The sequence below is a fragment of the Veillonella sp. CHU740 genome (assembly GCF_003992055.1).
In the GTDB taxonomy this organism is placed as follows: domain Bacteria; phylum Bacillota; class Negativicutes; order Veillonellales; family Veillonellaceae; genus F0422.
The window spans coordinates 22,276-36,960 of the sequence record NZ_RQVD01000001.1 but is presented as its reverse complement, the minus strand read 5'-3'; the positions used below and the strand labels follow the sequence as shown (position 1 = coordinate 36,960).

Genomic DNA, 14,685 nt, shown 5'->3' with positions numbered 1-14,685 from the left:
AATGAAGCAATATGATGTAATCGTAATTGGTACTGGCGGTGCTAGTTTAGTAGCGGATGCAGCATTAAAAGCAGGTAAACGTGTAGCTGTTATTGAAAAAACAGGCTTTGGTGGGACTTGTTTAACACGTGGCTGTATTCCAACAAAAGTAATGGTTACGGCGGCAGATGTGGTACATGAAAGCCATGGTTGGAAAAAAATTGGTGTAGAAACTGCTACACCGACTCTTAACTGGGATGTAGTGAGTGAACGTGTATGGAAAGCTATCAATAAAAGCAAAGGGGTCAAAGAATTTTATGAAAGCTTTGACAATGCTGATGTATACCATGGAGCAGCTACTTTCATCAGCGATAAAGTGTTATATGTAACATTACAAGATGGCACAAAAACAGGAGAAATTACTGCACCTACTATTATCATTGGGACAGGTGGACATTCTAAAGTGAATCATGTGGACGGCTTAGAAGAGGCGGGGTACATTACTAGTGAGAAATTATTTGGCAATGAATATCCAAAAGTACCATATAAACGACTAGCTGTATTTGGCGGTGGTCCTATTGGTACAGAATTTGCTGGTGTGTTTGCTGCAGCAGGTACGGAAGTGACGTTAATCCAGCGCAATGTGCGTTTATTGCCAAAAGAAGATGAAGCGATTTCTGCTCATATTTTAGAAGAAATGAAAGCCATTGGAGTGAATGTATTAACAGATACTGTATGTGATAATGTGCGAGTAGACAATGGTGATAAAGTGATCACTGTGAAAAACCGTACTACAGGTGAAGTATCTGAAATCCGTGTGGATGAAATTTTGGTGGCTACTGGGATTGCTCCGTCTGTAGAAGATTTGCACCTAGAAAATACGCATATTGAACAATTACCAGGCGGCTGGATTAAAACTAATGAATTTTTAGAAACATCTGTAGAAGGTGTGTATGCCTTAGGTGATGTAAATGGTAATGCAGCATTCCGTCATCGTGCTAACTATGAAGGGGATATTATCTCTCATAACTTATATCGTGCTACGTCTCCAACAGACTATCGTTGGGCGCGCTATGATTTGATTCCTATGGTGACTTTCACATACCCAGAAGTAGGTCGTATTGGTATGACAGAAGCGGAAGCTAAAGAAGCTGGTTATGATGTAGGGGTTGGTATCAACCATTATTCTAACTCTGCGAAAGGCATGGCTCTTGGTATTGACAAAGGTGATGTACATGATGGGTTTATCAAAGTAGTGGTAGACAAAGCTACGAATCGTCTATTAGGGGCTCATATCGTGGGACCACAAGCATCGATCTTGTTCCAACCATATGTACATTTAATGAATAGTGGTGAGGTGAAATTAGTTCCTGTTCACGAAGAAATTGGTTCTACTACAACGAAAGAACTACGTGCACAAGGTTTGACGCGGTACTTGGATCCACAATCTGTTATCTCCATTGGCGAGGCTATGGCCCCACATCCAACATTGTCAGAAGTGTCTATGTGGACGCAAGTGTTCTACGAACATAAATGGTAATCTATTAATTGAAATATATAATAAAGCTGTAGTGATGGGGAACTCTGTCGCTACAGTTTTTATATTATACTGCATGGTTATAATTGATACTGCTTACAGTACCTAGAAAAAGAACATGTCTACTCGGTACAGGCTAATACAAGTTTGAAATAATAGTAAAGCTAAAGGAGTAAAATATCATACAGAAATATACTCGACTATGTTGTATGAGTGTATGACATAGGTTATAAGTATTTTGAAAATTTAAATTCTCAATTAAAAATGTAGTTGATAAAATAAAAATAAAAGTATATAATGAGAAAGTAATTGAGAATAAAAAGAAATCTACAGGGATGTATAAAATGATTTCTGTGTGGATTTCAGAAAATATGTAGTAAATTATCAAAGGGAGTATGTATGACAGAAGTATTAATCCGTTTATTTGTAAACAACAAAGATGAAGTAAAAGATACTAGTGTGCGCCAACAATATGGTATTATGGCGAGTGTTACTGGTATTGTGGTAAATGTACTAGTTTGTTTAGGGGAATTAATTATTGGTTTTCTTATTGGATCCATCGCTATGATTAGTGATGCCATTCATAATGTAGCTGATGCAGGGGGATCTTTAGTATCCTTTTTGAGTTTTAAATTATCTGGCCGTAAAGCAGATGCAGAGCATCCATATGGACATGGTCGAATGGAATATTTATTATCCATTGGTTTTTCTATCTTACTGTTTGTTGTAGCGGCTCAACTAGGTATTGAAGCGGTAGAGCACATTATGAATCCCGAGGTAGTAGAGTTTTCTATGTCTGCATTGGCTGTGATGCTAGGTGCTATGGTGTTAAAAATTTGGTTATCTTTCTTTTTGCGTTCCATTGGTAATCGCATTGATTCCCCTATCTTGCGTGCTAATGGTAAAGAAGCCTTATCTGATGTATGGGCTACTGCAGCCATTGCTATCGGCTTATTGTTAGGTGGTATATTCCAGTTGAGCGTTGATGGTTACTTAGGATTAATCGTGGCGATTATCATTGCAAAAGCCGGCTTTGAAGTGCTGAAAGAAGCGACAGACCGTTTATTGGGATTTGAGCCTAGTGTAGAACGAGTACAAGAGATTATTGAATTTGTTGAATCTAAGCCGGGTATTTTGGGGACGCATGATTTGATGATTCACGATTATGGTCCAGGTCATGAATATGCATCCATCCATGTAGAAGTAGATGCGAAACAAGATGCTATGACCATTCATAACATGGTGGATCGAGTGGAACGATTAGCTTTGAAAGAATTGCAGTTAAAACTGACTATCCATATGGATCCAATCGTTGTCAATGAGCAAACCCTAGCTTTACAACAGCGTTTAATAGCAGTGATTCAAGCCTATGATGACAGTTTTTCTTTATACGATATTCGAATCGATGTGGAGAATAGAAAGATTGGTTTTGACGTACAAGTACCGCATGATGTGAAATATACGAAAGAGGAACTTTCACAAAAGTTGCGCCAATTAGTGGAAGCCGTATTGCCGACCTATGAAGTGAAACCGAATGTAGTGCATGGCTACACTGGAGTATAGTGGAAAGTAGACTAAATCTACGAACTATATAGGATACAATAAAATATATAAAACAAACTAGAGGCAAGTTGAACGATGGATGTCAACTTGCCTTTTGTGTTTGAGGATGGTTATTGCTGCAGAAAATATAGTATAGAACCATAAAAAAATGTTATAGAGCGGATAAGAAAAGGACTGGTGCAGATTGTACCAGTCCTTATTAGCGCTTACGTTCATAAGCTATATGTAGTTGTAGATTCTATTGGGCATCCCATACTTTATAAATTAAGTATCTTTCAAATACTACGTATCTAGTACTCTTATACTTTATCTGCAGGGTAGCCATTACGTGCATAGTCTACAGCAGCTGTGAATAAGATATCTGTAGAAGAGTTCAGCGCTGTTTCAGTGGAGTCTTGGATGACGCCGATGATGAAACCAACACCAACAACTTGCATTGCTACGTCGTTGGAAATACCGAATAAGGAACAAGCAAGTGGAATCAATAATAGAGAACCACCAGCTACACCAGATGCACCACATGCGGAAATTGTAGCAATAATGCTAAGTAAGATAGCAGTGGCAATATCCACGTGGATACCTAAGGTAGATACAGCAGCCAATGCCATAACAGTAATTGTGATAGCAGCACCACCCATATTGATCGTAGCCCCTAAAGGAATGGAAATAGAATATGTATCAGGTGTAATACCCAAACGTTTTGCTAGGTCCATATTCACAGGAATGTTAGCTGCAGAACTACGAGTGAAGAATGCGGTCACACCAGACTCACGTAAGCAACGGAATACAAGTGGATATGGATTGCGTTTCATTACGATAGCTACGATGATTGGATTGATAATCAATGCTACAGCAAACATGCAACCAAGAAGCACTAATAATAATTTACCGTATGTTAGAAGAGCGCCTAAGCCATTCTCTCCAATGGATTGCGCCACTAAACCAAGAATACCAAGTGGTGCAAATTTAATGATCCATTGTACAGAGGTAGTAATCGCATCAGAAATGGATGCCATCACATCTTTTGTTTCCGTAGATGCATTGCGTAAAGCTGCACCGAATATTAAAGCCCACCCTAAAATACCGATGTAGTTACCGCCTAAAATTGCTTTCACTGGGTTTTCTACTACATTTGTTAATAAGGTAGATAATACCGCAGTAATACCACTAGGAGGTGCTGTATCTGCAGGAGATGCAGTTAATAATAACGTAGTTGGGAATAAGAAACTGCCTACAACAGCAATCGCTGCAGAAGCAAAAGTGCCAACTAAATATAGTACGATGATGGATCGCATACCTGTTTTTTGTCCAGAACGATGACGACAGATAGCAGAAATTACCAAGAAAAATACTAATACCGGTGCGACACCTTTCAAGGCACCTACGAAGATTGTACCTAACAGTGATAATTTAACCGCTAAATCTGGTGCATACACGGCAATTAAGGTGCCGATGATAAGACCTACACAGATTTGCTGAATCAGGCTAAACCTATTGATAAAATTAAATAATGCCCTCATAGAAAACTCCTTATACTTATAAATACTTAAAATCGAGTACAAATATCTACTCATAAAAGACATAAGGACATTATAAACGGATTGCTCGGTTTTGGCAAGAGAAAAATATCACATGTTATGGAATATACTTAGCCATTCGTGTATAATGAGTGTCATTAGAGAATCATTGGAGGTAGACCGTGGAATTTAAAACACATGATGATAAAAAAGCCTATGTACAGGATGTATTTTCTCATATTGCAAAGCATTATGATATGATGAACACATTGTTGAGCTTTAACCAGGATGCGAGGTGGCGTAGATTTGCCATAGCACAATTACAGTTATCAGAAGGGATGCGTATTGCAGATATTGCTTGTGGTACATGTATGCTCACAAAGACGGCATTACAAGAAATTCCGTCTCTCCATGTGGAGGGGTTAGATTTTAGTCCGGAAATGTTAGCAGTAGGCCAAGATCGTTTAGAACGTGAGGGCTACACAGATAGAGTTACGTTAACACAAGGGGATGCGATGGATCTTCCTTATGAAAGTAATTCCTTTGATGGTGCTGTATCTGGATTTGCTTTGCGAAATGTGCCAAGCATTGAGCAGACAATTCGAGAAATGAAACGAGTTGTTAAACCAGGTGGGAAAGTAGTCACTTTAGAATTGGCTAAGCCTACCATGTTTGGTTTTAAACAAGCTTATTATCTATATTTTGAAAAAATCTTGCCTATCTTAGGCAAACTAAGTCGAGATCAATCGTCTTATGCGTGGCTTCCAGAGTCTTTGCGAAGATACGTAGGGCAAGAAGGGGTATTGCAGATTTTTAAAGATGTGGGATTACAAGATGCCACATACCATGAATTAACGGGTGGTATTGTAGCTGTACACGTAGGCACGGTACCTGAAGAGACAGAGGCTAGCCTTGGTGAATAAATAAAAAGCTGTCATTCATTGTGCAATGGATGACAGCTTTGTGGTTTCCAATATGTTACTTATTCATGGCCGAAGCGAGTAGGGTTCTTTAACGTAGTATCATACAATTGGTTGACTTTGTCCCAATTGATGATGGTAAAAAAGTTACGGATATACTCAAGGCGACGGTCTTGATATAGTCCGTAATAGGCATGTTCCCATAGATTGATACCTAAGAGGGCTATTTGCATTTCCATAATAGGGTTATCTTCGTTATTAGTAGTTGTGATAGCTAGAGTGTTGTCTGGATTGATTACTAGCCAAGCCCATCCGCTACCAAAGTGTGCCATAGCAGCTTCCGTCAATGCTGTTTGGAATGCTTCGTATGAGCCAAATGTTTTATTGATAGCTTCCGCGATAGGGCCTTCATACTTTGAAGTATTAGGCTTTGTTAGGATGTCCCAGAATAAATTATAGTTTTTATAAGCGCCTCCATACTGACGGACATCTTGACGAATTTCTTTAGGCACATGGCTTAAGGCCCCTAATAAACAATCTATATGACCAAATCTAAGATCGGGATGATGTTCTAAGGCGTGATTCAGCTTGTTAGTATAAGCTTTGTGGAACTTTTCATATTGAACTTCCAAGCTTGTATAGTCTATAACAGGCTCTAAGAAATCGTAAGAGTAAGGTAATGGTGGGACTTCAAAATACTTCATAGTAACCTCCTTAATGGAAATTTCGATAATGATATATATTATCATAGTTACTATTATAGTAAGATATGGAACTATAAAAGTCAATAAAGTAATCGAACATAACAGATTGAATAAAAGGGCCATAATCTGTATAATAAAGGTATAGAATCAAATAGAAGCGTGTCAATTCTTGAAAGGAGTTTTGTATGGAAATGCAAAGTAAACGTTGGATAGTAGGTGCAGTAATCGCAGGTATAATGACATTGGGACACACTGCTTATGCAGCAGCAGATCCTTTAATGTTACCAGAAAAAGAAGGGTTACAAGCAATCACGGAGATGCAAGCTAAGATTACGGTAGAAAGTCCTAATTGGGAAGTAAAACAAATAGTTGATACTTATACAACATTTGGACAAGAGCATAGTAAGCAATTATTTGAATTGCAAACGAATCAAGTAATAACAGCTGGACAGTTAGATGTATCTAATGTTCTATTCTATATGAATGTTCGCAAGAACTTTTATATTGAAAGCCATCGTTGGAAAAAAGATAGTTATGGACGAAAAGTATTAAATCGATTGTATGATGAATACCAAACATACTTTAATAACCATCGTTTCGTTCCTAAGGATCAAGTAAATGCCTACAAAGAAGGTATTCTAGAGATTTTAGAACGTCACTCTAAAAATGTATATAATGATGAGTTGCGTACGTACATGAATGAAATGGTTATTTTCAGTTTAGAACAAGCTATGAAGGACCATAATCCAACGATTAAAGTGTACACAGGTAAATAATATTTTACCTATAATTAGGTAATTATCCAACTTGCAAAGGGGCTGTAACAAAATGTACTTTTTTACATTTTAGTTACAGTCCTTTTTTATTGGGTAAGAAATAAAAGAAATACCAGTATTTAATAAAAGGTATTTTGACAAACTATATAAGTTATGGTTTAATATGAGTAGATTATAATTAGTATAACTTCTTAATGAATGGAGACATGACATGAGTGAAATGGCAAAACAAGTCCATCCTGTGGACGAGATGCTTCCCGTATCAAAGTTGTTTTCCTATGGTCTGCAACATGTGCTAGCAATGTATGCTGGAGCTGTAGCGGTCCCGATTATTTTGGCAAATGCATTAGGATTGTCGTCGGCAGACTTAATTCGGCTTATTAATGCGGATCTATTTGCTTGTGGTATTGCAACGTTGATTCAGACATTAGGGATAGGGCCTGTCGGTGCGAGAATCCCAATGATTCAAGGGGTGACGTTCGCTTCTGTAGCGCCGATGATTATCATTGGTTCAGAACATGGGTTGCCAGCCGTGTATGGTGCGATTATTGTAGCCGGGCTATTTACTTTTTTGATTGCTCCTTATTTTAGTCGTTTGATTCGTTTATTCCCACCTGTGGTAACGGGAACGATTGTGACGATTATCGGCATTAGTTTAATGCCGGTGGCTATTATGTGGATTGCAGGCGTCAATCCGGCTGATCCCGATTATGCAAGCCCAACGAATTTATGGTTAGCAGGACTTACATTATTGATTGTTGTCTTAGTGAATCGATTTACAAAAGGATTTATTAGTAATCTATCGGTTTTGATTGGATTACTGGGTGGCACGCTTATTGCCTATGCCTTAGGTGTTGTTAACTTTCACGAAGTAGGGCAGTCTGATTGGGTGGCGTTGGTGACACCATTAGCATTTGGTATGCCAACATTTGATGTTAGTTCTATTATTGCCATGCTAGTCGTTATGTCTGTGTGTATGGTAGAAACGACTGGTGATGCTATTGCAATTGGTGAGATTGTAGATAAAAAGATTGATAAAAAGACACTTAGTTCTTGTTTGCAAGCTGATGGATTATCCACATGTATTGGTGGTTTCTTGAATAGTTTCCCCTATACGGCATTTGCACAAAATATAGGATTGATTGCAGTAACCAATGTAAAAAGCCGATTTGTAGTGGCTACATCAGGTATTATTTTGATGGTTCTAGGTTTATTCCCTAAATTAGCCGCTGTAGTGGCATCGATTCCAAGTCCTGTATTGGGCGGAGCAGGGATTGCCATGTTTGGTATGATTATTGCTAGTGGTATCCGCTCGCTAGGTAAAGTAGATTATGAAAATAATCATAACTTAATTATTGTAGCATTAAGTATTGGTGTGGCCATGATACCAATTGGAGCACCTGAGTTCTACCATAATTTCTCTGCAGCAGCAAAAATTATCTTTAAAAGTGGCATTACCTTTGGTAGTATCTTAGCAGTCGTATTGAATGTAGTGTTCAATGGACTGGGCAAAGAAGATACAAATCAATAAAGAGTGTGATAGCTAGCATATGTTACTAGCGTTGAGAAATAAGAGCACGTCCTTTGGCTAATAAATTTTTATTAGAATCTTTGAGGGCGTGTTTTTTGTTATAGCTTTACAAAATAAACATGTTATAATATGAACTATATAGGTAAATTTAAATATACTAATCTAAGGAGATATAATGAACGCTAAAATTATTGCTATATCGATTAGCAGAGCAAAAGGTCAGAAAAAAACGAATATTCCTGAAGCGGAATTGTTGGTCAATCACGGTATTGAAGGAGATGCACACGCAGGCCCTTGGCATCGCCAATTAAGCTTATTAGGGATTGAAAGTATTGAGCTCATGCGAAAAAGTGGAGCAGATGTAAACCCTGGTGACTTTGCTGAAAATATTACTGTGGAAGGGCTAACATTATACCAGTTACCAGTGGGTACTAAGTTAGAGTTAGGCAAGACGATTGTTGAAGTCACACAAATCGGCAAAGAATGTCATCATGGCTGTGAGATTATGCAACAAGTTGGAAGTTGTATTATGCCGACACAAGGTATTTTTGGACGTGTCTTAGAAGGTGGCATCATTCGTGTGGGAGATGCAGTGAGAATTATCGAGGAACAATAAATGCAAGATAGTCAAGGGCGTGTCATTGAATATGCACGCATATCGTTGACCGAAGCCTGCAATTTTTGTTGTACCTATTGTCGTCCTCATGAAATTACAGAAGCTATGGCCCCCGTGTTGCCCGCATCTTTTTGGATGTCCGTGTTAGAAGCTTTGTGGTTAGGCGGAGTCAAAGCAGTACGCTTTACCGGTGGGGAACCTCTATTGTATCCACACTTATATGAATTGTTAGAGGTGGTGCAAAAAAAAGGATGGTTTTCTGATATTTCGATGACTACTAATGGGAGCTTACTTTCACAACATGCTGAAAAACTATATGCGGCCGGCGTGCGTCGATTAAATATTAGCTTGGATTCCGTAGAAGAAGAAGGGTTTGCACAAGCCGTTGGACGATCGGGACAATTAGAACGTGTATTGCAAGGAATCGAGGCGGCAAAAACAGCAGGCTTTAAGAACATAAAGATCAATACAGTTGTACAAAAACCTATGTCTGATGAGGAAGTTCGAGTATTGTTACACTATGGTGATACATGGAATGTGGTGTGGCGGTTTATTGAGTATATGCCATTTCAAGGCAAACAGAGTCATGTTCCTACATTTCAAGAATGGAAAGCACAGTTAGAACGTATTGTAGGGGCTCCTCTAGAGCTTGTGACAGATCGATTGGGATTCGGTCCAGCTCAATATTTCCGCTTACCTAGCGGGCAACAAATCGGGTTTATCTTCCCTTTATCTAATCAATATTGCTCTTCTTGCAATCGGATTCGATTTACGGCAGATGGGTATTTGCGATTGTGTTTGCTTCGAGATGAGGATTTGGAACTAAAACGTATGGTGCAACGAGGCGCCGATGCTCAGGCTATATTGCATTGTATAGAGGAGGCCTTGCAAGGACGATACGCAAGTCATGATGGAGAAGCTATTGAGAAGGTGGAACGACCAATGTGGCGCATTGGCGGATAGGAGATATGATGAAAGTGGAATCATTTGGACACTTACAAACTGGTCAAGAAGCAAAATTATTTACATTAGAAAACGACACATTGCGAGTGCAAATTAGCAATTATGGTGCTACCATTGTAGCTGTCTATGATAAAGTATTAGAACGTCATTTGGCATTGGGATATGATTCTGTACAGGATTATGAAGTGCGCCATGGACAGTTAGGCGCCACGGTAGGCCGTGTAGCCAATCGCATTGCTAATGCAAACTATACTTGGAATGGAGTAGTCCATCAATTAGAGGCTAATAATGGACCTAATTTATTGCATAGCGGAAAAGGAAATATCGGACATCGACTATGGGATGTAGTGGAAGAAGATTGCTCTGACACAGCAGTACATCTATCTCATACCATTACTTCCGAAGAGGATGGATTCCCAGGAGATCTCTATGTAGAAGCTGTCTTTAGAGTGGTAGAAGAAACATTGGTGGTAACATATGTGTACACAACCTCAGAGGACTCCTTTGTAAATTTGACGAATCATGTATACTTTAATTTACATGGAGAAGGGGACTTATCGGGGCATGTATTAGAACTAGGGGCCCATCAATATATGCCATTTGGAGAACACCAGATTCCACAGCTAGAACCAGCATCAGTAGAAGGAACTCCTTTTGATTTTAGAAAAGGGATGGATCTGCAAAAAGCCTTGGACTATTATGCAGATGTATTACATCCTTACAAAGGTTATGATCATGACTTTGTAACATCTTCTGTTGATGGGCTGCATACAGAGGATTCTGTTGTGCCATTTGCAGTGTTGCAAGCTAAGGATGTAACTGCCGTATTTCACACAGATGCGCCACATTTTCAGGTGTATACGGGGAATTGGCTAAATGAGAAAGGTAGAGATCGCCAGTATGGAAGTCATGCGGGGATTGCGATTGAACCTCAATTTGTGCCGAATGATATTAATGTGAACGGTGAAAGCAAAACTAAGGCAGATACAGTTTATGAAAGAACGATAGCCTATTCATTTTTTCACCGATCTTAATATCTCTTAGGAAGGAGACAAGGGTCTTATGAAACCATTTATATACCATAATCCAACAAAAATCGTATTTGGGAAAGACTGTGTAGTAGAGTCTTTGACTAGTGAATTAGAACAATATGGGAAACGAGTGCTAGTCACCTATGGTGGTGGAAGCATTAAGAAAAATGGTGTATATGATACTGTTATCAATGTACTGCAAGAGGCAGGAAAAGAAGTTTTCGAATTAAGTGGCATCATGTCAAATCCACGCACTACAAAAGTGCGAGAAGGGATTGCATTGTGTAAAGAGCATCAAATCGACTTTATATTGGCTGTAGGTGGTGGCTCTGTCATTGACTGCACAAAGTTTATTGCCGGTGGTGCTAAGTTACCTGATGGTGTTGATTTTTGGCAAACCTTCTTTTTAGAGCATCAGCCAGTAACAGAGGCGATTCCTTTTGGTGTTGTGTTGACGATGGCAGCCACAGGTAGTGAAATGAACAATGGCGGTGTCATCACAGATTGGGAAACACAAAAAAAATTAAGCGGCTACGGACCAGCTATCTTCCCGCAATTTTCTATGTTGGACCCAACGTACACATATACTTTGCCAAGAGAACAGGTGGCGTATGGTATTGTAGATATGTTATCTCATTTGATGGAACAATATATGTCGACACCAGATGATGATAATGTAACAGACTCTGCTATTGAAGGGGTGTTTAAAAATATCGTTCGCAATGGACGTAAATCTATGGAGAACCTAGAAGATTATGAAGCAAGATCCAATATTATGTGGGGAGCTACTTTAGCATTAAATCGTTCTTTAGGGCTAGGCAAAGATCAAGATTGGATGACTCATGCTTTAGAGCATGCCCTATCTGCCTTTTATGATATTCCCCATGGAGCGGGCTTAGCCATTATGCATCCAGCCTATTTACGATGGATTTTGCCAAAGGCCACCGATCGTTTGATGCGCTTTGCTCGTGAAGTATGGGGCATTGAACGTGGAACTATGACAGAAGAGGAGTATGCCCTAGCAGGGATTGAGACACTAGAAGCGTATTTCCGTGAAATTGGTGCACCTAGTACGTTGCAAGAAGTAGGGATCCCGAAAGAATCTTTGGGATCCATTGCAAAGAGTTGTGTACGATATCCGACTGCCTATAGTAACTTATCAGTAGAAGATGCACAACGAATTTATGAAAGTGTCTTTGAAAAATAAGGGTTTACATTGACATTTCAAGGGAAAATCAGTATAATTATAACCATTGTAAAGAAGAAATTTAAGTGACTTTTTCATATAAGAAGCAGTGTCTAGTGGCACTGTTTTCTGTATATGAAGGAAAAGAAATGGAGAGACATATATGGCAGAGGTAAAAGAAACATTACTTACAGCCGAAGGCTTAAAGAAACTGGAAGAGGAATTAAATCATTATAAATCTGTACGTCGAATCGAAGTAGCTGAACGTATTAAGATTGCCATTTCCTACGGTGATATTTCAGAAAACTCTGAATATGATGATGCAAAAAATGAACAAGCTTTTATTGAAGGCCATATCATTGAATTAGAAAATAAAATTAACACAGCTAAGATCATTGATGAGAATGTGAAAGGTGATACGGTAACAGTAGGTAGCAAAGTATTGCTATTGGATAAAGAATTTGGCGATGAAGTAGAATATACAATTGTAGGTTCTTCTGAAGCGGATCCTTTCAACAATCGTATTTCTAATGAATCTCCTGTAGGCATGGCCATTTTAGGTAAAACAAAAGGCGATACAGTAGAAGTTAATACACCAGATGGTGTGGTAGCTTTTAAAGTTTTAAGTATTCAATAAGGGTAAAAAAACAAAAGGAGGCCCCTCATGAGCGAAGAAAGACAAGTACCTGAACAATTAGATTTGAATGATCAAATGTTGGTACGCCGCGATAAGTTGGCGCAATATGAAGCAGATGGTATTTTTCCATTTGGACAACGATTTGTTGTACAACACAAGGCTCTCCAAATTAAGGACGAGTTTCGAGATTTTGACGGTCAACCAGTCGTATTAGCTGGTCGATTGATGACAATTCGTTCTCATGGTAAAACAGCGTTTGCTAATTTACGTGACTTATCTGGTGACATCCAAGTCTATTTCCGTCAAGATGTGATGGGAGAAGACGCTTACAAGTATGTAAAAATGCTTGATATGGGCGATCTAGTAGGTATTGAAGGTCACGTGTTTAAAACACAAAAAGGTGAGATTACAGTCAAAGTTAACAAATTGACTTTACTATCTAAATCACTTCGTCCATTGCCAGAAAAATGGCATGGCTTAAAAGATACAGAGCTTCGTTATCGTCAACGCTATGTAGATTTAATTGTGAATCCAAGTGTTCGTGAAACGTTTGTAAAACGTACGAAAATCGTTGCAAAAATCAGAGAATATTTGAATCGCAATCAATTCATGGAAGTAGAAACTCCTATGATGCATGCGATCCCTGGTGGTGCGGCAGCACGTCCTTTCATTACCCATCATAATGCATTGGACATCGATATCTATATGCGTATTTCTCCAGAGTTATATTTAAAACGTTTGATCGTTGGCGGTTTAGAACGCGTATATGAAATCAACCGTTCTTTCCGTAATGAAGGTGTGTCTGTTCGTCATAATCCAGAATTTACTATGATGGAATCCTACCAAGCCTATGGTAACTTTGAAGATGCGATTGCCTTAACAGAAGGTATCGTATCCTACTGTGCGAAAGAAGTACTAGGTACAACAAAAATTAATTACCAAGGTATGGATATTGATTTAACTCCTCCTTGGAATCGTATCACAATGCAAGAAGGTATCAAACAATATACTGGTGAAGACTTTGATGCAGTAGAATCATTGAGCGAAGCTCGTGCTATTGCAGACCGTCTAAATGTAGAATATGGTGATGCAGATGGCATTGGTAAAATCATGAATCTTTGCTTTGAAGAATATGTAGAAGAAAACTTGATGCAACCAACAGTTGTATATGGCCATCCAGTTGAGATTTCTCCATTGGCAAAACAAAATCGTGAGAAACCATTAACAACAGAACGTTTTGAAATCTTCATCTATGGTCGTGAATTAGCGAATGGCTATTCCGAGTTAAATGACCCAATTGATCAAAAACAACGTTTTGAGTCTCAATTAAAAGAACGTGAAGCAGGTGATGATGAAGCCCATCGTATGGATGAAGACTTCGTAACGGCTTTGGAATATGGTTTACCACCAACAGCTGGTTTGGGTATTGGTATTGACCGTCTTGTGATGTTCTTAACTGATTCTGCATCAATTCGCGATGTATTGTTGTTCCCTCTTATGAAACCAGAAGTGGCAAAACAAGAAGAGGAAGCTACAGAAGAATAACATGATGTAATATGAGCGCCTATGATGGAAACCTCATAGTGCATACACAAGCGGCTAAACTTTGTATGAGTTTAGCCGCTTTTTTGTATCTTTACAGTGTATGGGGGCTAGTTATATAAAAACTTACCACACGGTACGTGCTGTATAAGGTAGAAATGTAATGGCAAATGTGCTAATATT

The 14,685-nt window shown here is 38.8% G+C and carries 13 protein-coding genes; 11 read left to right on the top strand and 2 right to left on the bottom strand.

Features of this window, described 5'->3' with window-relative positions:
• Position 1 precedes the first annotated feature (1 nt).
• Positions 2 to 1,519 carry an NAD(P)/FAD-dependent oxidoreductase gene (locus tag EO115_RS00150; protein WP_126936980.1) on the top strand — a complete coding sequence of 506 codons (1,518 nt, stop codon included), beginning with the start codon at positions 2 to 4 and terminating at the stop codon, positions 1,517 to 1,519.
• 396 nt (positions 1,520 to 1,915) lie between these two features.
• Entirely contained in the window at positions 1,916 to 3,079 is a 1,164-nt protein-coding gene (locus EO115_RS00145; RefSeq protein WP_240628880.1) for a cation diffusion facilitator family transporter, read from the top strand.
• 299 nt (positions 3,080 to 3,378) lie between these two features.
• On the opposite strand, the gene sstT is transcribed toward EO115_RS00145, so the two are convergent.
• Complete coding sequence (gene sstT / locus EO115_RS00140; protein ID WP_126936979.1) at positions 3,379 to 4,599, bottom strand: serine/threonine transporter SstT; 1,221 nt, start codon at positions 4,597 to 4,599, stop codon at positions 3,379 to 3,381.
• A gap of 179 nt (positions 4,600 to 4,778) precedes the next feature.
• On the opposite strand from sstT, the gene EO115_RS00135 reads away from it, so the two are divergent.
• Positions 4,779 to 5,519, top strand: a complete 741-nt coding sequence (locus tag EO115_RS00135) for a class I SAM-dependent methyltransferase (RefSeq protein WP_126936978.1) — start codon at positions 4,779 to 4,781, stop codon at positions 5,517 to 5,519.
• A 59-nt stretch (positions 5,520 to 5,578) separates the two neighbouring features.
• Here the strand turns inward: EO115_RS00135 and EO115_RS00130 are convergent, their stop codons facing one another.
• Positions 5,579 to 6,220, bottom strand: a complete 642-nt coding sequence (locus EO115_RS00130) for a superoxide dismutase (RefSeq protein WP_126936977.1) — start codon at positions 6,218 to 6,220, stop codon at positions 5,579 to 5,581.
• Positions 6,221 to 6,405: 185 nt separating this feature from the next.
• Between EO115_RS00130 and EO115_RS00125 the strand changes: the two genes are divergently transcribed.
• The 8 genes from EO115_RS00125 (at position 6,406) to lysS (ending at position 14,505) form a co-directional block, all read left to right on the top strand.
• Positions 6,406 to 6,996 (top strand): hypothetical protein, encoded by a 591-nt coding sequence (locus EO115_RS00125; RefSeq protein ID WP_126936976.1) that lies wholly within the window; start codon positions 6,406 to 6,408, stop codon positions 6,994 to 6,996.
• Between the two features lie 220 nt (positions 6,997 to 7,216).
• The gene (locus tag EO115_RS00120) at positions 7,217 to 8,527 is read left to right on the top strand and encodes a nucleobase:cation symporter-2 family protein (RefSeq protein WP_371413232.1); all 1,311 of its coding nucleotides are present in this window, start codon (positions 7,217 to 7,219) and stop codon (positions 8,525 to 8,527) included.
• Positions 8,528 to 8,699: 172 nt separating this feature from the next.
• A complete protein-coding gene (locus tag EO115_RS00115) occupies positions 8,700 to 9,143 on the top strand; it encodes an MOSC domain-containing protein (RefSeq protein ID WP_126936974.1) in 444 nt (147 codons plus the stop codon).
• Positions 9,144 to 10,106, top strand: coding sequence for a GTP 3',8-cyclase MoaA (locus EO115_RS00110; RefSeq protein WP_126936973.1), 963 nt, complete (start codon positions 9,144 to 9,146; stop codon positions 10,104 to 10,106). It abuts the gene before it with no gap.
• Positions 10,088 to 11,140, top strand: a complete 1,053-nt coding sequence (locus EO115_RS00105; protein WP_164724007.1) for an aldose epimerase family protein — start codon at positions 10,088 to 10,090, stop codon at positions 11,138 to 11,140. The genes EO115_RS00110 and EO115_RS00105 overlap by 19 nt, the downstream gene beginning before the upstream one ends.
• Before the next feature lie 28 nt (positions 11,141 to 11,168).
• Entirely contained in the window at positions 11,169 to 12,344 is a 1,176-nt protein-coding gene (locus EO115_RS00100) for an iron-containing alcohol dehydrogenase (RefSeq protein ID WP_126936971.1), read from the top strand.
• A gap of 142 nt (positions 12,345 to 12,486) precedes the next feature.
• Positions 12,487 to 12,960, top strand: coding sequence for a transcription elongation factor GreA (gene greA, locus EO115_RS00095; RefSeq protein ID WP_126936970.1), 474 nt, complete (start codon positions 12,487 to 12,489; stop codon positions 12,958 to 12,960).
• 27 nt (positions 12,961 to 12,987) lie between these two features.
• Positions 12,988 to 14,505, top strand: coding sequence for a lysine--tRNA ligase (gene lysS, locus EO115_RS00090; protein WP_126936969.1), 1,518 nt, complete (start codon positions 12,988 to 12,990; stop codon positions 14,503 to 14,505).
• The last annotated feature ends 180 nt before the right edge of the window (positions 14,506 to 14,685 follow it).